The 20,418-nt window shown below is 62.0% G+C and carries 20 protein-coding genes and 1 pseudogene; 13 read left to right on the plus strand and 8 right to left on the minus strand.

Translation table 11 applies throughout. The features are described 5' to 3' along the window. Window positions 1–82 precede the first annotated feature (82 nt). The 3 genes from BLV09_RS29460 to BLV09_RS29470 form a co-directional block, all read right to left on the minus strand. Window positions 83–1,699 (minus strand): DUF882 domain-containing protein, encoded by a 1,617-nt coding sequence (locus tag BLV09_RS29460; RefSeq protein ID WP_244548845.1) that lies wholly within the window; start codon window positions 1,697–1,699, stop codon window positions 83–85. 273 nt (window positions 1,700–1,972) lie between these two features. Then, entirely contained in the window at window positions 1,973–4,174 is a 2,202-nt protein-coding gene (locus BLV09_RS29465) for a L,D-transpeptidase family protein (protein WP_146691356.1), read from the minus strand. 402 nt (window positions 4,175–4,576) lie between these two features. Further along, the gene (locus BLV09_RS29470; protein WP_146689897.1) at window positions 4,577–6,088 is read right to left on the minus strand and encodes a sigma-54-dependent transcriptional regulator; all 1,512 of its coding nucleotides are present in this window, start codon (window positions 6,086–6,088) and stop codon (window positions 4,577–4,579) included. 137 nt (window positions 6,089–6,225) lie between these two features. Between BLV09_RS29470 and BLV09_RS29475 the strand changes: the two genes are divergently transcribed. The 12 genes and pseudogenes from BLV09_RS29475 to BLV09_RS29530 all read left to right on the plus strand — a co-directional run bounded on the left by BLV09_RS29475 (window position 6,226) and on the right by BLV09_RS29530 (window position 16,489). Further along, a complete protein-coding gene (locus BLV09_RS29475) occupies window positions 6,226–8,085 on the plus strand; it encodes a M3 family oligoendopeptidase (protein WP_146689898.1) in 1,860 nt (619 codons plus the stop codon). Window positions 8,086–8,287: 202 nt separating this feature from the next. Further along, window positions 8,288–9,003, plus strand: a pseudogene (locus tag BLV09_RS29480) (IS5 family transposase). 84 nt (window positions 9,004–9,087) lie between these two features. Beyond that, window positions 9,088–9,312 carry an AbrB family transcriptional regulator gene (locus BLV09_RS29485; RefSeq protein WP_100385676.1) on the plus strand — a complete coding sequence of 75 codons (225 nt, stop codon included), beginning with the start codon at window positions 9,088–9,090 and terminating at the stop codon, window positions 9,310–9,312. A 12-nt stretch (window positions 9,313–9,324) separates the two neighbouring features. After that, the gene (locus BLV09_RS29490; protein WP_146689899.1) at window positions 9,325–9,729 is read left to right on the plus strand and encodes a type II toxin-antitoxin system death-on-curing family toxin; all 405 of its coding nucleotides are present in this window, start codon (window positions 9,325–9,327) and stop codon (window positions 9,727–9,729) included. Window positions 9,730–9,814: 85 nt separating this feature from the next. Further along, complete coding sequence (locus BLV09_RS29495; RefSeq protein ID WP_100385678.1) at window positions 9,815–9,967, plus strand: aa3-type cytochrome c oxidase subunit IV; 153 nt, start codon at window positions 9,815–9,817, stop codon at window positions 9,965–9,967. 135 nt (window positions 9,968–10,102) lie between these two features. Then, on the plus strand, window positions 10,103–11,233 hold the full coding sequence (locus BLV09_RS29500; protein WP_146689900.1) for a Re/Si-specific NAD(P)(+) transhydrogenase subunit alpha: 1,131 nt from the start codon (window positions 10,103–10,105) through the stop codon (window positions 11,231–11,233). 144 nt (window positions 11,234–11,377) lie between these two features. Beyond that, window positions 11,378–11,695, plus strand: coding sequence for a proton-translocating transhydrogenase family protein (locus BLV09_RS29505; RefSeq protein ID WP_100385680.1), 318 nt, complete (start codon window positions 11,378–11,380; stop codon window positions 11,693–11,695). Between the two features lie 43 nt (window positions 11,696–11,738). Beyond that, window positions 11,739–13,136, plus strand: a complete 1,398-nt coding sequence (locus tag BLV09_RS29510; protein ID WP_146689901.1) for an NAD(P)(+) transhydrogenase (Re/Si-specific) subunit beta — start codon at window positions 11,739–11,741, stop codon at window positions 13,134–13,136. 18 nt (window positions 13,137–13,154) lie between these two features. Then, window positions 13,155–13,967 carry an alpha/beta hydrolase gene (locus BLV09_RS29515; protein WP_146689902.1) on the plus strand — a complete coding sequence of 271 codons (813 nt, stop codon included), beginning with the start codon at window positions 13,155–13,157 and terminating at the stop codon, window positions 13,965–13,967. A gap of 54 nt (window positions 13,968–14,021) precedes the next feature. Beyond that, a complete protein-coding gene (locus BLV09_RS29520; RefSeq protein ID WP_146689903.1) occupies window positions 14,022–15,119 on the plus strand; it encodes a calcium:proton antiporter in 1,098 nt (365 codons plus the stop codon). 21 nt (window positions 15,120–15,140) lie between these two features. Further along, window positions 15,141–15,425, plus strand: coding sequence for a cupin domain-containing protein (locus BLV09_RS29525; RefSeq protein WP_100385684.1), 285 nt, complete (start codon window positions 15,141–15,143; stop codon window positions 15,423–15,425). Between the two features lie 104 nt (window positions 15,426–15,529). After that, window positions 15,530–16,489, plus strand: coding sequence for a hypothetical protein (locus BLV09_RS29530; protein WP_146689904.1), 960 nt, complete (start codon window positions 15,530–15,532; stop codon window positions 16,487–16,489). A 135-nt stretch (window positions 16,490–16,624) separates the two neighbouring features. On the opposite strand, the gene rpsU is transcribed toward BLV09_RS29530, so the two are convergent. The 3 genes from rpsU to purE form a co-directional block, all read right to left on the minus strand. Next, window positions 16,625–16,930 carry a 30S ribosomal protein S21 gene (gene rpsU / locus BLV09_RS29535; protein WP_100385686.1) on the minus strand — a complete coding sequence of 102 codons (306 nt, stop codon included), beginning with the start codon at window positions 16,928–16,930 and terminating at the stop codon, window positions 16,625–16,627. 185 nt (window positions 16,931–17,115) lie between these two features. After that, window positions 17,116–18,213, minus strand: a complete 1,098-nt coding sequence (locus BLV09_RS29540) for a 5-(carboxyamino)imidazole ribonucleotide synthase (protein ID WP_146689905.1) — start codon at window positions 18,211–18,213, stop codon at window positions 17,116–17,118. Then, window positions 18,210–18,698 (minus strand): 5-(carboxyamino)imidazole ribonucleotide mutase, encoded by a 489-nt coding sequence (gene purE, locus BLV09_RS29545; protein WP_100385688.1) that lies wholly within the window; start codon window positions 18,696–18,698, stop codon window positions 18,210–18,212. The genes BLV09_RS29540 and purE overlap by 4 nt, the downstream gene beginning before the upstream one ends. 183 nt (window positions 18,699–18,881) lie before the next feature. On the opposite strand from purE, the gene BLV09_RS29550 reads away from it, so the two are divergent. Further along, window positions 18,882–19,577 carry a GGDEF domain-containing protein gene (locus tag BLV09_RS29550; RefSeq protein WP_146689906.1) on the plus strand — a complete coding sequence of 232 codons (696 nt, stop codon included), beginning with the start codon at window positions 18,882–18,884 and terminating at the stop codon, window positions 19,575–19,577. Window positions 19,578–19,670: 93 nt separating this feature from the next. On the opposite strand, the gene BLV09_RS29555 is transcribed toward BLV09_RS29550, so the two are convergent. Both BLV09_RS29555 and BLV09_RS29560 read right to left on the minus strand, forming a co-directional pair. Beyond that, complete coding sequence (locus BLV09_RS29555) at window positions 19,671–19,922, minus strand: hypothetical protein (protein WP_100385690.1); 252 nt, start codon at window positions 19,920–19,922, stop codon at window positions 19,671–19,673. 23 nt (window positions 19,923–19,945) lie between these two features. Then, window positions 19,946–20,170, minus strand: a complete 225-nt coding sequence (locus BLV09_RS29560) for a hypothetical protein (protein WP_100385691.1) — start codon at window positions 20,168–20,170, stop codon at window positions 19,946–19,948. Window positions 20,171–20,418: the final 248 nt, after the last annotated feature.

Raw genomic sequence — 20,418 nt, forward strand, 5'->3', positions numbered from 1 at the left:
GTCGACAAGGCGGGTGATTGTCGATCCTCGCTTTCGCGAGGACGCTGTCATGGCCGTGGAAAGCTGATGCTCTAAGCCGAGCTTAATGCAGCGATGCAGTCTGCGTCACAAAGGATGTCGTCACCAGCCGGGCGGTCGTCGATCCCGTGAAGTGCTCGCTGAGCAGTCCCATCTGCGGATCGTCCGAGAAGCTCATCGCGACCGCGGCCTGCGGCTTGACGAAGTAATCCCGCATCAGCGTCATGTTGGTATCGCCGAGCACCGTCGTGAACATCGAACTGCTCGCGCTCGGCGCCAGCATGATCACACGCAGCCAAGTGTCATTACCCTTGGCCGCGGCAATCCGCGTTGATGTCGCGATCACGCTGTCCTGACCCTGCGGTCCCTTGGCGGCAATGGTGTTGATCTCGGTCGCGGGGGCCCCGGCGTCGCGGGGAGCCGGCCGGCTGCCGCGGGGGATCGGCGCGCTGGCTGCAACGATTTTGGAGCGGTCAACCGGTGAGTTGGCGACCGGTGCGTAGGCCAGCGCCTGGAACGCGGCGGAAATACTAGCGGTCGATTGTGTATCGGCTGACGTCACCGCCTGGCGCGCCTTGATGGCGGCGATCTGCTCGGGCGTTGCCTGTTTCGCAGCCGCGGGCGTATCGCCCCAGAAGCCGCGGGCATTGATGATGTCGGCCGGCGTTTGCGGTTTCGCATCGCTGTTATCAGCAGAGGTCTGCTCGGCCGGCCGTGGTTTGCCGGGCTGGACGAGTTGCGCATCGGCCGAGGCCAATTGGAACGCCGAGACCATCCGCGGCTTCGAGCGCGGCGTCGGGACGAGGTCCGCGGACTTATCGGCAGATTTGGCGGGCGTCGCGTCGGCGACCTGTATGACGGCCGGCGCTGGAGTGCTCGCGCTCGCACCCTCATCCTCGTCGTCGTTCGATTTGCCCTTGAACAATTTGGCCCACAGGCTTGGGCTGCTTCGCGTCATTGCGCGATCGTCGCCGTCGCGTTTCTCGATATCGGCGCGGGCGAGTTCATATCCCTTCAGCGGAACGCCATCGGTCGGGACATGCACGGTGCGGCCATCGGGGAATACCTTGGCGAGCTGATCGTGGTTCATGCGCGGCCAGTGACGGATGCTGCCGGTATCGAGATGAACGAAAGGCGATCCCGATGTCGGATAGAATCCGACGCCGCCACGCTGCAGGCGAAGCCCGGCGTAACGGATCTGCTCGAGCGGCACGTCCGGAATGTAGAAATCCATGGCGTGGCCGAGCATGTGCTGGCTGAAGCGGGCGACGCCGGATGAACGGCGGCGGAGCATGGCGTTGGTGGCGGGAGCGCGGTAGGCGGAAACGATCTGGATCGGCTTCCTGGCGTCGACGTCGCGGTAGACTTCCCAGAGGATGTCGAACAGATGACGATCCATCACGGTCTGGTCCTGGGTGCGCCAGTCGCGGAGGTAATGATTGAGCTGCTTCAGCGCTTCTTCGTCGTAGCGACCGTCACGCTTGAACGTGACGGTGAGATCTTCATTGGAATGGGTATGGTGGAACGAAAGGGTGCGGGTTTCGTTCGTAGCTGCCGCGTCATGGACCGAGCCGGCTCCTGCGAACAGCAACAATGAAGTCAGGCCAAGACAATATCCGGCCCGATATCCAGCCTTCGTCAACGACAGCGAGTTGAAATGGCGTGCGAAACCAGCCGGCACGTATGAGCCCACCCACAGAAGACCGATCGAATAATTCCTTTGCCGTCCCGAGCGGCAAAAGACGATGAACGTAGTCTTAAGGTGGGAGGGTTAACCGAAATTTACGTCCCACCCCCAAGTCAGATGTTCACCTAACCCATTGAGTGTGGCGAAAAATAGCCCGGTGCCGCGATCGAGGTGGACGATGATTCACGTTACCGGTCTCGCCCGGTCGGCGAGACCATTGATATCGCTGTTGAAATGGAGCCCGGCCGCTGAACGAGGACAGGTTGATCAGCGGGTGAAGATTCGGCGCTGCGGGCGCGGCGGCGCGGGAGCAGGGGTCGGGCCGCCGAACAGCCGTTCGAAGAACGAGGGGCCTGAAGAATAGGGGCTGTTGTCGCTGGCAAAGCTGGTGCCGCTCGGAATATTGCCGACCGGGTGCGAATAGCTCGGCTGCGAATGCGCGACGATGGTCTCCATATCCTTGTTCTTGCTGTTGCGCAGCATGGACAGCATCAGCCCGTCGCGGCCATAGACGTCCTTGCGGAACTGCAGCTTGCCCGCATCGTCGACGAACGCCGTCTGGTAGGTGATGTTGACCGGGATCGGGGTCGGGAATTTCAGGTCGATCTCGCTCGAGCCATACATGCTGCGGATTTTTTCCGGCGTGTAATGCTCGTTCGGCTCGGTGATGTTGAGCAGGATCGAGGCGTATTGATCCGGATTCTGCACCCGCATGCAGCCATGGCTGAAGGCGCGTTCATCCTTGGCGAACAGATATTTGTCCGGGGTGTCGTGCTGATACACCAGGAATTTGTTCGGGAAATTGAAGCGGACGCGGCCGAGCGCGTTGCCGTCGCCAGGCGGCTGGGAGATGTGGACGCTGCCGTCGCGGTTGTGCTCGAGCCTCAATCCCATTCGCTCCAGCACGGTCGGATCCTGCTGTAGCGCCGGCAGATATTCGCCATAGACGATCGACGGCGGCACGTTCCAGGTCGGGTTGACCGTGATGTACTTCATCGTCTCGGTCAGAAGCGGGGTGGCGTGAATGCCCGGCTTGCCGGTGACCACCTTGGTGGTCCAGACTTGGGCGCCGTGCTGCATCACCTTCAGCGTGTAGTCGGGGATGTTGAGAATGACATAGGCATCGCCGATCGCCGGCGCGCCGAGGTCACGCGGCAGCCAGCGCCAGCGCTCCATGTTGACGATCACGGTGTCGATCTGCTTGTCCCGCTTCGGGCTGTTGATCGCCTTGACGGTCCTGTCGTCGAGGATGCCGGTGGGCTTGAGCTCGACGCTTTCCTGGAATTTGCGTACGGCCTCGGCGACCTTGGCATCGTAATGATCGTCGCCGGCGTTTTCGGTGATGCCGAGCTTGGTGCGAAGCTGCGGCACGCGCGGATCTTCCACCGCGACCGCGGTCTCTTTCTTGCTGCGCGACGGCGTGAATTTAAGCGCCGGTCCGTCGGCGACCTGGATCACCGGTCCGTCGCCCTGGCCGCGCAATTCTGCGAGCTTCTTCTTGAGTTCGCGATAGAGCTTTTGCGGCGGGTTATAGCTGTCGAGCGCGGCGGACGCGTCCTTGGCGCCGGTGACATTGGCCAGCACTTCCGATGGATCGACCGGATGCTCGGGATAGGAGATATCGCCGCTGACCTGCGACCAGTGCATCCGGCCGCTCTGGGCCTGGCGGGCATAATCCAGCATGCTCGCGGTCAGTTTCAGGTCGGCTTCCGCCAGCGCGTCCGGATTGGTCGCTGCGGTGAAATCCGGCACCGGGTAATCCTCGGCATTCAGGCCGTCGGAGGCGGCGCCCTTCAGGCGCGCGATGACGCCCTTGGCGGGCTCGGTCAATGCGCCGCCTTGCGTCCACAGCGGCGCGAAGTCATGTGCGGTGTAATATTTCTCGACCGCAGCCCGTTCGGCCTTGCGGTCGAAATAATGCGACGATTTTGCCGAGAGCATGTCGCGGAGCTTGTCGGCGACCGGCTGATCCGCTGCCGGGACATTGCTTGCGGCCTTTACCGGCTCTGTGGCGGGCTCGGCAGCCGGCGTCGCGGTGGCCGTAGCTGGCGTCGAGACAGCAGGCGTTGTGGCAGCGGGCGTCGTGGTCGCGGTGTCGGTCTTGCCCGCGTCGTTCTTGCTGTCTTCGGTCTTGCCGGCCGGAGCGGTGGCGACCGCGGAAGGCGGGGTTGCGGCGGGCTTCTCCGCTGTCTTTGTCGCATCGGGGGCGGGGGCCTTCGCGGCGTCGGGCACCGATGCGGTGACATCCGGTTTGGCGGCATCCGGTTTGAAGTCATTGACAGTCGGGGGCGGGACGTTGGCGGATTCGGGTCGCGGGATCGCTGCGTCGATCGCAAGCTCGGCGGCGCTGTTGCGCGCCCCATCCGCCTGCTGCGCCATTGCCGAGGTCGCCGATACCGTCAGGAAGGTCGCGGCCACGGCCATCAGCACGCGGTCGAATCCCGCACGGCTCTTCGAACAGTCACGCATCATCGCGCCCCTTGGGTGAAAACTGTCCCGCCATGGAACAGCCGTTGGAATATCGGTCTCAGTTTTCGCAAGTGCCGGCCTGCTCGGTTGGCGGCGTGTTCAGTCGAGAATATCGTTCGCGTCTGAATCGCTCCAAATCGCTTTCAAGTTAGTACGCCTGCACGCCACGATTTATACGCAGACGATACGTTATACGCGCCCCATTCATGCAGCCAGCATCATGCGGGGCAACTCACGATAAACTGACTTCCCAACACCCGTTTGGCAACGGATCGCGCATTTTTGCCACGAGCCTTTGCCTTTGTCTGTCACCGGCAAGCCACGGTTCAAATGTTCCGGACCGCCTGGCCTCTCAGTGTTTGCACGCGGTCAACACCGAAGCGCCGCAATTGTTCATCTGCCTCAGTTTGCATCGTCGGTACGCTGCGGCGCCGCATCGTCGGCGGCGGCCTCGTCGAGCTTGCGATAGAGCGTCGAGCGACCGATCTTCAACCGGCGTGCGACCTCGGACATTTGCCCGCGATAATGCGCGATCGCGAACCGGATGATTTCGCCTTCCATCTCTTCAAGCGGCCGAACTTCGCCCGCGTTTGTCAGCATCGAAAGCATGCCGACGGATGGTAGCGGCGGCGCGATAGGTATCTCGTTACCTGATACCATGGCCGGCGCGGTCGAATGCGAACCGGGTCCGATGATCAGCGGCTCGGCTGGCATGTCGTCCGGGGTCGCCAGCGATTGTGCCGCGGCCAGCGGAAAATCCGCAATGCCGAGCTGGTCGGTGTCGCTCATCACCACGGCCCGATAAACCGCGTTTTCAAGCTGGCGGATGTTGCCGGGCCAATCGAGTTGCGCCAACAGCGCCACGGCCTCGCCGCTGATGCCGGTGATGGGGCGATTTTCCTCGGCGCAGAATCGCGCCAGAAAGTGCCGCAGCAGATGCGGAATATCTTCACGCCGCATTCGCAGCGGCGGAATCGTCAGCGGCAGCACGTGCAGACGATAGAACAGGTCCTCGCGAAACTGTCCGTTCTTGACGTGGTCGAGCAATTTGCGATTGGTCGCCGAGATGATGCGGACGTCGACCTTGACGGGCTTGCGGCCCCCAACCGCCTCGACGGCGCCTTCCTGCAGCGCGCGCAGCAGCTTGACCTGGGCGTTCAGCGGCAGTTCGCTGATTTCGTCGAGGAACAGCGTGCCGCCGGAGGCTTCGACGAATTTGCCGGTATGGCGTTCGGTTGCACCGGTGAAGGCTCCCTTCTCGTGGCCGAACAGGATCGACTCCACCAGATTATCGGGAATCGCGCCGCAATTGACGGCCACGAACGGCTTTGTCTTCCGTTCGCCGCTGCCGTGAATGGCGCGCGCGAACAATTCCTTGCCGACGCCGGATTCGCCTTCGATCAGGACCGGAATCGTGGAGCCGGTGGCCTTTTGCGCGGTGCGCAGCACGGCCGTCATGGCTTCGCTGCGGGTGATGATATCGGCGAAAGTCAGCTTGCCTTCGCGGCTGTGTTTGATGCGCTGCAATTCGCCTTTCAGCGCGCTGGTGTTGAGCGCATTGCGCAACGACACCTGCAATCGTTCCAGGCCGACCGGTTTCACCACGAAATCCTGGGCGCCGGCGCGCATCGCCGAAACGACATTGTCGATGCCGCCATGGGCGGTCTGCACGACGACCGGGATGTTGAGACCTGCTTCTCGCATTTTCGCCAGCACGCCCATGCCGTCGAGGCCGGGCATCACCAGATCGAGCACGACGGCGTCGATATCTGGCGCATCCGGCGCGGTCAGCATGGCGATGACAGCGTCGCCGCTATCGACGACCAGCGCCTCATAGCCGCATTTCTGCACCATGTTTTCGACCAGGCGGCGCTGAACGGCGTCATCATCGGCAATCAAAATACAGGCAGCCATGGCTTTCCTCGGGCGTTACAACTATCTGTCTCGAATCGGGGCACTCTCGCCGAAGCCGATTAACGCCCTCTTAAAGGTTGGCGGCGCGCCCTCGCACGACCGTTTCCACTCGAAACGAACACACAGGCTCGAACCAGATGACCTCGCGCTCCTCATCCGCCCTCCGCAAGCCGTCCGCTCCACGCAAGCCCAGCATCAAGAAATCCGTGGCCAAAAATAAGACCGGCAAACTGCCGGAATGGAACCTGGCCGATCTCTATTCCGGCATCGACGCGCCGGAAATCACCCGCGACCTCGAGAAGATGGACGCGGAATGCGTTGCGTTTGAGACGGATTATAAAGGCAAGCTTGCGGAAAGTATTGCGACAGAAGGTGGCGGCAAATGGCTCGCCGAGGCGGTTAGGCGTTACGAGGCGATCGACGATCTCGCAGGAAGGCTCGGATCCTATGCCGGTCTGGTTCATGCCGGCGACAGTGTCGATCCGGTAAAATCCAAATTCTACGGCGACGTGTCCGAGCGGCTGACGGCTGCATCGATCCATTTGTTGTTCTTCGCGCTGGAGCTCAACCGCGTCGACGATGCAGCGATCGACCGCGCGATGCAGACGCCCGAACTCGGACATTATCGCCCGTGGATCGAGGATCTGCGCAAGGACAAGCCGTATCAACTGGAAGATCGCGTCGAGCAGCTGTTTCATGAGAAGTCCCAGAGCGGTTACGCCGCCTGGAACCGGCTGTTCGATCAGACCATCTCCGGCCTGCGCTTCAAGGTCGCGGGGCGCGAGCTCGCCATCGAGCCGACGCTCAATTTGTTGCAGGATCGGGCCGGCGAGAAGCGCAAGGCCGCAGGGCACGCGTTGGCGAAAACCTTCAAGGCCAATGAGCGGACCTTTGCGCTCATCACCAACACGCTCGCCAAGGACAAGGAGATTTCCGATCGCTGGCGCGGTTTTCAGGATGTCGCGGATTCGCGCCACCTGAACAATCGCGTCGAACGCGAGGTCGTCGACGCGCTGGTTGCTTCCGTCCGCGCAGCCTATCCGCGGCTGTCGCATCGCTATTATCGGCTCAAGGCGGGCTGGTTCAACAAGAAGAAACTGGCGCACTGGGATCGCAACGCGCCGCTGCCGTTTGCCGCCACCGGAAGTATCGCCTGGCCTGAGGCAAGAAACATGGTGCTGACTGCCTATCGCGGTTTCTCGCCCGAGATGGCCAGCATTGCGGAGCGATTTTTCACCGATCGCTGGATCGATGCGCCGGTGCGTCCCGGAAAGGCGCCGGGCGCATTCTCGCATCCGACGACGCCGTCGGCGCATCCTTATGTGCTGATGAATTATCAGGGCAAGCCGCGGGATGTAATGACGCTTGCGCATGAGCTCGGCCACGGCGTGCATCAGGTGCTGGCGGCCAAGAACGGCGCGCTGATGGCGCCGACGCCGCTGACGCTCGCGGAAACCGCCAGCGTGTTCGGGGAAATGCTGACCTTCAGGCGGCTATTGGCGCAGACCAAAAGCGCCAAACAGCGCCAGGCGCTGCTCGCCGGCAAGGTCGAGGACATGATCAACACGGTGGTGCGGCAGATCGCGTTCTATTCGTTCGAGCGCGCCATCCATACCGAGCGCCGCAATGGCGAGTTGACCGCGGAGCGGATCGGCGAAATCTGGCTGAGTGTGCAGGGCGAAAGCCTGGGGCCGGCGATCGACATCCGGCCGGGCTATGAGACGTTCTGGATGTATATCCCGCACTTCATCCATTCGCCGTTCTACGTTTACGCTTATGCATTCGGCGATTGCCTGGTGAACTCGCTTTATGCGGTCTACGAAAATGCCTCCGAGGGGTTTGCCGAGCGCTATCTGGCGATGCTGGCTGCCGGCGGCACCAAGCACTATTCCGAACTGCTCAAGCCCTTCGGCCTCGACGCCAAGGACCCGAAATTCTGGGACGGCGGGCTGTCCGTGATATCCGGCATGATCGATGAGCTGGAAGGGATGGCATAAATAATTCGTACAACAAGTGTTGAACAGGACCAAAAGGCGTGTTATACAGATGTATAACGCGCCTTTTTAGCGTTTTGGCCCCTAGGTGGTGTGGACTCTAAGGATTCCCTTTTAGGAGCAAATCAGATTCAAGGCTTCTTTTTGGGAGGCGGCCTTGGGTGTGATGGATCGGTTGGTTTTGAGCGATGCGGCTTGGGAGCGGATGGCGCCTCTGATTATAGGTCGGCCTGACCAGAAAGGCTCCACCGGGCGCGACAACCGGATGTTCGTGGAAGGTGTGCTGTGGATCGTGCGGACGGGCTCTCCCTGGCGTGATCTTCCGGAAGCGTTCGGGGATTGGAACAGCGTGTTCCGGCGCTTCAGTCGATGGAGCATCAAGGGTGTTTGGTGGCGGATCTTCGAGGCGATGTCCGACGACCCGGATTTCGAATATCTGATCGTCGATTCCACCGTCGTCCGGGCGCATCAGCACGCTGCCGGGGCGAAAAAAGGGGGTCTGAAGATCAGGCGCTTGGCCGCTCGCGCGGCGGCCTGAGCACCAAGATACATCTGGCCGTTCGCGGCCTGGGATGTCCGGTGCGCTTCACGCTTACCGCAGGTCAGAAGGGCGATGCACCGCAAGCCGCCGCATTGATCGAGGGATTGCCCGCCGAGATCGTTATGGCCGATACAGCCTATGACGCCGATCATTTGCGCGAAGCCATCGCCGCCAAGGGAGCGCTCGCCGTCATCCCCAACAACCCGTCACGCGCGCTCAAATATCCGCTCGACAAACATCTCTATGCCCAGCGCCATCTTGTCGAATGCTGCTTCTCCAAGCTCAAGCAATTCCGCCGCGTCGCCACCCGCTTCGAAAAGACCGCTCGAAATTACCTTGCCGTCATCACTCTCGCAGCCATCATCTTATGGATGCGATAAGTGTCCACACCACCTAGTCCGCCAGATGGTTTGGACGCGACATTATCCGGCCAACCGGGGACCATTTGTGAGGGAGAACTGACCATGAAAATCGAAATCAAGAAGATCGGCAATTCCGACGGTCTCTTATTGCCTCGTGAATTGATGCAGCGGCTCGACCTCAAGCGGGGTCAGGAACTGCACATTACCGAACTCGCCGGAGGCGGATTTCAGGCCATGCCCTACGATCCCGACTTCGAGAAGACCATGGAAATCGCCGATCAGATTATGGACAAGTATCGAGACACGCTCGCGGCGCTTGCAAAATAAGTAGAACACCACATGAGCGAGCCGAAAGAGCCGCTTTGGATCACCCACGAGCAGGCCGTTGCAATCCATAGTCGTCAGTTGCGCCGCTTCGGGGGAGCACCCGGCTTGCGCGATGAAGGCATGCTGCGATCCGCGCTTGAGCGTCCGGTCAACAAGTGGCGCTATGAACAGTCAGACATGGCTGAGCTTGCGGCAGCCTATGCATTTGGGCTGGCAAAAAATCACGCCTTCGTCGATGGCAATAAGCGCATTGCCTTCATGTCCATGATGAGCTTTCTGCTCAAGAACGGCGTCGCTTTCGATCCCGAACCCGCTCAGTCGACATCGATCATCCTCTCCCTTGCCGCCGGCGAAGTCAGTGAGGAAAGCCTGACCCGCTGGATCCGGGACAACTGGCCTGCCGAGCCCACCAAATAGAGGGGAAGGCGACCGCGCGGCGTTGCCCTCTTGGGGCGTTTGCGGTAATTGCACGCAAGACTAAGGCTTTTGACTGGGGATCCCAATGGCAGAACATAACGAAGTGGCCTACACGACCGCCGACGGCAACGATTATCCGGCCCATGAGCAGACCTATGAAGGCTTCATCAAGCTGGTGAAGTACGGCACCGCCGCCGTCATCTTCATCGTCGCCATGATGGCGATTTTCCTGACTTGATCGATTGCCGCTCGCGCTGTCACCGCCGATGACGCGATCTGAAAAACTGCCCGCATTCCGGTTGCAAAACCAGTATCCATCCTTGCGGAAATAGCGCTAGCTTGCGCGTGCGCGCCTCGCGCCGCCGGAGGCCTCATGAAGATTGCCGTTGCCAAGGAAATCGATCCGTCCGAGCCGCGCGTCGCTGCTTCGCCAGATACGGTGAAAAAATTCAGGACGCTGGGCGTCGATATCGCGGTCGAACCGGGCGCGGGCATCAAATCGGGGCTGCCCGATTCGGAGTTCACCGCGGCCGGCGCCACCGTGAGCGCCGATGCGGTGAAGGACGCCGACATCGTCATCAAGGTGAAGCGGCCCGAATCTTCCGAGCTTGCGAACTACAAGCGCGGTGCGCTGGTCATCGCCATCATGGACCCCTATGGCAACGACGCCGCGCTGAAGGCGATGGCGGATGCCGGCGTCTCGGCGTTCGCGATGGAATTGATGCCGCGCATCACCCGCGCGCAGGTGATGGACGTGCTGTCGAGCCAGGCCAATCTGGCCGGCTACCGCGCGGTGATCGAGGCGGCGGAGTCGTTTGGCCGCGCCTTTCCGATGATGATGACGGCCGCCGGCACCATTCCCGCAGCAAAGGTGTTCGTGATGGGCGTCGGCGTTGCCGGCTTGCAGGCGATCGCGACCGCGCGGCGGTTGGGCGCGGTCGTCACCGCGACCGACGTGCGGCCGGCCACCAAAGAGCAGGTCGAAAGCCTGGGCGCCAAATTCCTCGCGGTCGAGGACGAGGAATTCAAGAACGCCCAGACCGCCGGCGGCTACGCCAAGGAAATGTCGAAAGAGTATCAGGCCAAGCAGGCGGCACTGACCGCCGAGCACATCAAGAAGCAGGACATCATCATCACCACAGCGCTGATTCCAGGCCGGCCCGCGCCGCGTCTCGTGACGTCGGACATGGTGAAGTCGATGAAGCCGGGTTCAGTGCTGGTCGATCTGGCGGTCGAGCGCGGCGGCAATGTCGAAGGCGTCAAAGCGGGCGAAGTCGCCGATGTCGATGGCATCAAGATCGTCGGCTTTACCAACGTGGCCGGTCGCGTCGCGGCGTCGGCGTCCAGCCTTTACGCGCGCAACCTGTTTTCCTTCATCGAGACGCTGGTCGACAAATCGACCAAGGCGCTCGCCGTGAACTGGGATGACGAACTGGTGAAGGCGACCGCCTTGACCAAGGACGGCGCCGTCATCCATCCGAATTTCCAGCCGAAGAACGCATGAACGATGATGCGCGAACGACATTCTTTCGTCATTCCGGGGCGCCTCGAAGAGGCGAACCCGGAATCTCCGTCGCAAACCAATCTCGGGATTCCAGGTCCGTCGCGCTGCGCCGTCCCGGAATGACGGGTTAACAGGAGAGAAGCCATGGAGCATATCGCGCAGGCCGTCGATCCCTTCGTGTTCCGGTTGTCGATTTTCGTGCTCGCCGTGTTCGTCGGCTATTTCGTGGTGTGGTCGGTGACGCCGGCGCTGCACACGCCGCTGATGTCGGTGACCAACGCGATCTCCTCGGTGATCGTGGTCGGTGCACTGCTCGCGGTCGGCGTCGGCATGATCTCCAGCGGCAGCGGCTGGGCACGCGGCTTCGGCTTCATCGCGCTGATCTTCGCCTGCGTGAACATCTTCGGTGGCTTCCTAGTCACCCAGCGCATGCTGGCGATGTACAAGAAGAAAACCAAGTGAACGGCGCGCATCTCGCGGTGACGAAGTCAATGGGGGCCTCTAGATGAACGCCAATCTCGCTGCAGTTTTGTATCTCGTGGCAGGTGTGCTTTTCATCCTGTCGCTGCGTGGATTGTCGAGCCCGGCATCGAGCCGCCAGGGCAATTTCTTCGGCATGATCGGCATGGCGATCGCGGTTGCGACCACGCTGGCGTCGCATCCGCCGGCCGACGGCATGGCCTGGCTGCTGGTGATCCTTGGCATCGCCATTGGCGGCAGCATCGGTGCGGTCATTGCCCGCCGGGTGCCGATGACGTCGATGCCGGAACTGGTCGCGGCGTTCCACTCGCTGGTCGGCATGGCCGCGGTGTTGGTCGCGGCAGGCGCCTTCTATGCGCCGGAAGCCTTCGACATCGGCACGCCCGGCAACATCCATCCGCAGAGCCTGGTCGAAATGTCGCTCGGCGTCGCCATCGGCGCGCTGACCTTCACCGGCTCGGTGATCGCGTTCCTGAAGCTGTCGGCACGCATGAGCGGCGCACCGATCATCCTGCCCGGCCGCCACTTCATTAACGTCGCACTTGCCGTAGCGCTGGTGTTCTTCATCGTCGGCCTCGTGATCTCCGGCAGCGCGCTCGACTTCTGGCTGATCGTCATTCTCGCGCTGGCGCTCGGCGTGCTCATGATCGTCCCGATCGGCGGCGCCGACATGCCGGTCGTGATCTCGATGCTGAACTCGTATTCCGGCTGGGCCGCGGCCGGCATCGGCTTCACGCTCGGCAATTCCGCGCTCATCATCACCGGCGCGCTGGTCGGCTCATCCGGCGCGATCCTGTCCTACATCATGTGCCACGCGATGAACCGTTCCTTCATCTCGGTCATCCTCGGCGGCTTTGGCGGCGAGACCGCGGCTGCGGGCGCTGGCACGGCGGAAGCGCGTCCGGTCAAGCTCGGCTCCGCCGATGACGCCGCGTTCATCATGAAGAACGCGCAGAAGGTCATCATCGTGCCCGGCTACGGCATGGCGGTGGCGCAGGCCCAGCACGCGCTGCGCGAGATGGCGGATACGCTGAAGAAAGAAGGCGTCGAGGTGAAATACGCCATTCACCCCGTAGCCGGCCGCATGCCCGGCCACATGAACGTGCTGCTCGCCGAGGCCAACGTGCCCTATGACGAGGTGTTCGAACTCGAGGACATCAATTCCGAATTCGCCCAAGCCGATGTCGCCTTCGTGATCGGCGCCAACGACGTCACCAATCCGGCGGCGGAAGAAGACAAGACCTCGCCGATCTACGGCATGCCGGTGCTGCAGGTCTGGAAGGCCGGCACCGTGATGTTCATCAAGCGCTCGCTGGCTTCAGGTTATGCCGGTATCGACAATCCCCTGTTCTACCGCGACAACACCATGATGCTGCTCGGCGACGCCAAGAAGATGACCGAGAACATCGTCAAGGCGATGTAAGGCCGTCCACAGGGAGCCATGACCATCCTCAAATGGCTCCTCCTTCTCGGTTTGATCGGCTATGTCGGCGGCCTAGCCGTGTTGTTTTTCACGCAGCGCTCGTTCGTCTTTCCGATCCCGGTGACAGCGCGAACGGCGCCTGATGCTGCGGGTTTCCCCGAAGCCGAAGAACACGTCCTGCCCACGGCTGACGGCGAAAAGGTCATCATCTGGCACGTTCCGGCAAAGCCGGGGCACGCGGTCGTCATCTATTTTCCCGGCAATGGCGATTATCTCGCCGGAGGCGTCAGCCGTTTTCGCCGCATCACCGCTGACGGGACCGGGCTCGTCGTCCTGTCATATCGCGGCTACGCCGGTTCGGGCGGAGAGCCAACCGAGCAGGGCCTGTTGCAGGATGCCGCAGCGGTCTACGCCTTCACCGCCGCGCGGTACAAAGCCGATCAAATTGTCGTCTGGGGATTCTCGCTCGGTACGGGCGTTGCGGTGGCCCTGGCTGCCGGGCATCCGATCGGCAAGCTGATCCTGGAAGCGCCCTATACGTCGATTGCGGATGTCGCCGGCGTGCGCCCGCTGTTTCGAGCCGTGCCGGTGCATTGGCTGCTGCGGGATCAATTCCGCTCCGATGAACGTATCGCAGCCGTCACGGCCCCGCTGCTGATCATGCATGGCGAGCGCGATTCCGTCGTTCCGATAGGCTTTGGCGAACGCTTGTTTGCGCTCGCGCATGAGCCGAAGCAGTTCGTGCGGTTTGCCGGCGGCGGCCACGACAATCTGGATGATTATGGTGCGATCGAAACCGCTCATCATTTCATGGATGCTTCAAACGGTTGATCGCTGCTATTGTTCGGCGCATCGCCTGTGCCCGGGCGTCGAGGATGCGATCACATGAGCGTGCACGGCCCAATGCCGAAATCGGCCTGGTTGTTTCCCCTGCTGGCGGTCGTGCTTTTCGCGTTCGTCACAGTGCTCGACTACACCTTCGCGCCATCACCGGCCGGGCTATTGTTCGCGGCCGTGCTGCTGGTCATCCTGTTCGGCACGGTATTCGCGGCCGTGCATCACGCCGAGGTGATTGCCGAGACGATCGGCGAGCCCTATGGCACGCTGCTGCTGACACTGGCCGTCACGGTCATCGAGGTCGCTTTGATTGCGACCATCATGCTTGGCGAAAAAGCGGTGCCGACGCTGGCGCGCGATACGGTCTTTGCGGTTGTCATGATCGTGTGCAACGGGCTCGTCGGCGTCTGCATTCTCGTCGGCGGTCTGCGTTATCGCGAGCAGGATTTTCAGGTTTCCGGCGCCAATCTCTATTTGTCGATGCTGGCCGTGCTCGCGACCATCACGCTGATCCTCCCTGACTACACGCTGACGACGCCCGGACCGTTCTACTCGGCGGCGCAGCTTGGCTTCGTCAGCATCGTGACGATCGTTCTTTACGGCGTGTTTCTCTATACCCAGACCATCCGCCATCGCGATTATTTCATCAGCGAGAGGGCGGATGCCGCCGATCACGCCGCGCCGGCCTCCGGCCATCCGTTGCTGCTGAGCACTGGATTGCTGCTGATCTCGCTGCTGGCGGTGGTGCTGTTGGCGAAAAAATTCTCGCTGGTGGTCGATGCCGGAGCAGCCGTGATCGGCGCGCCCCCGGCTTTTGCCGGCATTCTGGTGGCGCTGTTGATCCTGTTGCCGGAAAGCGTCGCCGCCCTTGCGGCCGCACGCAACAATGATCTGCAGAAGAGCATCAATTTGGCGCTGGGGTCGTCGCTCGCGACCATCGGGCTGACGATCCCGGCGGTGGCGGTAGCGGCCTACACCCTGGAGAAGACGCTGATTCTCGGGCTGCAGGAGCGCGAGATCGTGCTTCTGGTGTTGACGTTCATCCTCAGTATGCTCACCTTCGGAACCGGCCGCACCAACATCCTGTTCGGACTGCTTCATCTGGTGGTATTTGCGGTCTTCGTGTTCCTGGTATTCGTGCCCTGACTGTTTGGAGGATAAGCGACCATGATCAGTGCCAAGTCCGACGTTCAGGTCGATACCGCCGAAGTTCGCGTCACCGAGTGGCGGCTGGCGCCGGGCAGCGCGACCGGTCATCACACCCATGAGATGGATTACGTGATTGTTCCCGTGACCTCGGGCGAAATGACCATTGTGGCGCCCAGCGGGGAGCGTTCCAAGGCCCAGCTCGGGGTCGGCAAATCCTACTTCCGCAAGGCCGGCGTCCAGCACGACGTACTCAATGAAACCGCTGACGAAATCGTGTTCCTGGAAGTCGAATTGAAACCATAGCGGCACCGTTAATCTACGTTTACCAATTGCCTCCGATCCGTCGCAGTTGATCCCTCAATGTGCCTCAAAGTTTCCCCATCAAACCCAGGCGGGGAGTGGCCGGCATGCTGAAATATCTTTCCAAGTTCGCTTCGGACATATTGCCCTCGGTGGCGGCGACCATCATCGGCGCCTACATCGTCAATCATTACATCACGGCCAAGCCTGCAGCCGACGCGCCGGTTGCCGCCGCGGTGTCCTCGGCAGATCCCAAAAAAGAGACATCCACCGACCTCGCCAACATTCCCCAGGCGGGCGTGAGGGCGAAGGGGATCTCCGAAAAGGCGATCTTCGACAAATCAGCCGTCGATAAGCCTCAAGAAAAGCCGCAGGAAAAACCCCAGGAAAAGGCCCAGGCTCAGGAAAAGCCGCAAGAGAAGTCGCCCGAAAAATCCGCCGAGAAGACCGACGACAAGCCGGCGGAGACGGCGAGCATCCCGGCTGACACGCGCCGGCACACGCCCGCGCCGCGTGAAAAGACGGCCATCCGGACGATTCCATTGACGGCCTCGCCGGCGGTGCAGCCTGCCGCGTCGACATCAGCACCTGCGGTCGTTCCGGCCAATCCGGCCCCGACGGTCGAGGCTGCGGTTACGCCGGAGGACCATCGCGACGCCAACGATCTGGCGCGAGCCGTGATCGAGCGCCTGCGCGGCCCAAATAATGAAGCTTCGCCGCATGCGCAGGAAGGCGCCCGTGCCCCGGACGCCGGACCCCGAATCGGATCGGCGCCGCAAGCACAGCCACAGGCCGTTCGGCCGCTTCCGCCGCCGATCATGGTCGCCACGCCGAACGGGGGCGAGTCGTTCGGCCCGGCCGCAGCGCCGTCACCGACGCAGCCCTATCCGACCTCGGCGCAGATCGACGATCCCCGCCGCCCGACGCCGCCGGCCGACATTCCCTTGGCGCGTCCGCTCGATCTGCGTGCCGAGACCGGACAGCCCGCGCCGCAGGAACACAAGAACGTGGCCGAGGACATGCTGTCGGCTGCGAAGTCGGTGTTTCACGCGGTCCTGCCGCAATAGCCTGATCAGCGCTGGCGCCGTAGCGCCGCTTCACAAGACCTATCGGTCAAAAAAATAACGCGGGCCCAAGGCCCGCGTTATTGGATTCAAATCTCTTGAAATCATGAAATCAGCAGATGATTTCAGTTTTCTGGATCAGCGCGGTCCGCGCGGACCGGCGCCCGGGCCACCACGGCCGCCAGCGCCACCGCGCTCGCCACCCGGACCTGCGCCAAATACCGGCTTCGGCTTCATCGGTAACAGGCCCTCGCGCTGCAGCTTCTTGCGGGCGAGCTTGCGCGCGCGGCGCACAGCTTCAGCCTTTTCGCGGGCCTTCTTCTCGGAGGGCTTTTCATAATGGCCGCGGAGCTTCATCTCGCGGAAAATACCCTCGCGCTGCATCTTCTTTTTCAGCGCCTTGAGGGCTTGGTCGACATTGTTATCGCGAACGAGAACCTGCACGCGGCATCCTCTTTCAGTGGATCGGATTGGAATTCTGGTAAAGTATAAGGGCTGGCAAAAAGCCTAGCCCTTAACCCTAAGCGCGCGGATGTATCAGACTAAGGTGGGAATGTCCACCTGTGGCAGCGCATTTATGTGAGGCCGAAAGGTCGGATTCGGTAATTTGATCCCGGTCGGGCGATTTTTCACGACCCCGTTGCAACCTGCGTGACGTGCCCCATTTTGCGGCCCGGCCGCGGCGAACCCTTGCCATAAAGATGCACGGTTGCGCCCGGAACGGTCAGCCATTGCTCATAGCCGTTGACTTCGTCCCCGATCAGATTGGTCATGGTGACCTGGCCGTGACGAACGGGCTTGCCCAGCGGCCAGCCGGCAATGGCACGGATATGTTGCTCGAATTGCGAGATGGAGGCGCCGTCCAGCGTCCAATGCCCGGAATTGTGTACCCGCGGCGCAATCTCGTTGACCAGGATTTTCGGCCCGCCATCCCCCTGCACCACGAACAACTCGACCGCGAGCACGCCGACATAGTTCAGGGCGTTTGCGATCTTCTCCGCAACGCCGCGTGCCTGCGCCGCCAGCGCATCGGAGATCGCGGCCGGCACGCGGGAGGTTTTCAGGATGTGATCGCTGTGCTCGTTTTCGGTCACGTCAAAACATTCGACCTGGCCATCGGCGCTGCGGGCGGCGATCACCGAGATCTCGCGTTCGAAAGGAATGAAGGCCTCGAGGATCGCCGATTTGGTGCCGAGGTCCGCCCAGATTTGCTCGGGATCGTCGCCCTCGCGGATGATCGTCTGGCCCTTGCCGTCATAGCCGAAGCGGCGGGTCTTGATCACGGCCGGAAGGCCGATTTTCGCAATCGCGGCCCGCAGCGCTGCCGCAGATGAGACATCGGCATAGTCGGCGGTGCCGATGCCGAGCTGTCTGATGAAATCCTTTTCCGCCAGGCGATCCTGGGTGGTTTCCAGGATTTTTCGGTTCGGCAACACCGGACGCCGCGCCGCGAGGATCATCGCGGAAGCCGCCGGTACATTCTCGAATTCATAGGTGATGACGTCGACATCGCCGGCGAACAGCTCCAACGCCTCGACATCGGCATATTCCGCGCACGTCGCATTCAGCACGACATCGAATGCCGGCGAATCGGGGTCCGGAGAAAACACCCGGCATCGCAGGCCAAGCCGCGCCGCCGCCATCGCCAGCATCCGGCCAAGCTGGCCGCCGCCGAGGATGCCGATGGTGTCGCCGGGCTTCAGCTTCACCTGTCGTGGTTCGCTCACGCCGATTCCTCCGGGCGCTCGGCGACGGCGTCGGTCTGCTGCTTGCGCCAGGCCACCAGTCGGCCCGAGAGCGCGCGATCGCTGAGCGCCAGCACGCTGGCCGCGAGCAGGGCGGCGTTGACGGCGCCGGGCTTGCCGATCGCCAATGTTCCGACCGGAATCCCGGCCGGCATCTGGACGATGGAATAGAGTGAGTCGACGCCGGACAGCGCCTTGGATTCAATGGGAACGCCGAACACCGGAAGCTCGGTCAGCGCCGCGGTCATGCCCGGCAAATGCGCAGCGCCCCCGGCGCCGGCAATGATGATCTTGAAGCCGGCCGCCTTGGCGCCCTTGGCAAAGGCGAACAGCCGATCCGGGGTGCGGTGCGCTGAGACGATATGTTTTTCGGAGGCAACCCCGAGCGCAGTTAAGGTCTCGGCGGCATGGCGCATGGTTTCCCAGTCCGACTGGCTTCCCATGATGATGGCTACAGGCGCGGTCATGCGGTCAATTCTTTTCGGGAATCCAAAAGCATAGGCCGGATTATAGGTTCGGCCGGAGGTTCGGCAAGGCGTGGCAAGGGATCAGGAATGGACTATCCTGTCTTGGTGAATCCCGGCAAGCCTCTAATAGTGTTTTCGAGCGAGGTGGGGCCAGTTAATCAGAACTGAGCTCCAGGCACTTTCATGAAGAAGAAAACCAAGGTTCCCGCGTCAAAACCTGCCAAACGGCGCAAAAGCGGCGGCGGGGCGGCAAAGGTGGCTCTCGAGCGCGGGCGGCGGAAGGGCTCGGCGGCGCCTGCGGTTCGGTTACCGGTCGCGCCCGATGATGCCAAACCGGCCATTCGAAGGCTGCGGGCTCAATTGGCGAAAGCGCTGGCGCAAATCGACGAATTGCAGGCTTCCGCCGATATCGACTTCCTGCTGGATATTCCGAACCGGCGCGGTTTCGAACGCGAGCTGAATCGCGCGATCGCCTACATCAAGCGCTATCGCGCCAGCGGTGCGTTGATCGTGCTCGACGTCGATCGCCTCAAGCCGATTAACGATGCGTTCGGGCATGCCGCGGGCGATCAGGTGCTGAAAGCCATCGTGGCGACGCTGCTCGCCCAGGTGCGTTCCTCCGATGTGATCGGGCGGCTCGGGGGCGACGAGTTCGCGCTGCTGTTGTGGAACCTGAGCGAGACCGATGCCCACGCCAAGGCGGCATCGCTGGAAGAAGCCGTCGACCGGCTCACCTTCGTGTTTCGCGGTCGTCCCGTCAGCGCGGGCGCATCCGCCGGCGTCGCCATTCTCGGACCCCATACGGAAGCCGGCAAAGCGCTGGAGGAGGCCGACTGCGCGATGTATGTGCGCAAGGCGCAGAGGCGGCACGAAGCGTGATGTCGAAGCGTTTTCAAGCGAAGTGGATGCCGGTTCGCGTGAAGAAAACGCGTCAAACAAAGGGAATCAGGAGCAAGACTCTGAGTGAGCTCCTTACAGCGTGCTCAGATCATCCGGCACGTTGCCGAACTTCCTCAGCAACTGGGCGTCGCCGAATTCGCCGATCATGGGATCGCCGGTGCGGCTGAAAGCGACCGCGCCGATGCAGCCTGCGGCCCTTGATAGCAGCTCGGCGCGCCGCAATGCCGCCGACGAGCTCTGGCATTCTTCCGCAGCTCCGGCGACCGGCGCGCCGGCATCGTCCTGAAGGAAAGGCAGCGCGACGTAGTAGGTGACATCGGCCATGGCGTTGCTCCCGATAGCGTGGCTCAGGCGGCGTTGCCCTCGGCTTTGACAATTCTGGCTCCCGGCAATCTCACGGGCGCGCCCGCCTGCAAAGCCGCCTGCAATTCCGTTAATTCCGCTTCCAGGTATTCGTTGGCCATGATCAGCGCCTTGATGGTGCTGCGCATGTTCCCATTGCACATCGCAATCGCCTGGTCGCAGGCCTGCTCGTAATGGCTGACCTCAGGCGGCGTGGAAGGTTCGGACATGGCAAGATCTCCGATCGCTGGAAACGACGGCGATGATGTTCCTATTTTGTTCTCTCGGAGTCAAGCTGGCCGGGGCCCCGATGCAGCATTTTTCGTTCACTCGCCCTCAGTTATCCGCAGCAAAACATTGCCGCCGGTCATGTTCGGGTGGTCATTGATTGAAACCTCGGTCCTCGACAAACGACCTCGCCTCGCGCTGGTGAGGCGAGGCCGCCTGCGGCGCGGCTAATCTGGAGGATCATTCGCGC

Origin of the sequence: Bradyrhizobium canariense, assembly GCF_900105125.1 — a bacterium.
Lineage (GTDB): Bacteria > Pseudomonadota > Alphaproteobacteria > Rhizobiales > Xanthobacteraceae > Bradyrhizobium > Bradyrhizobium canariense_A.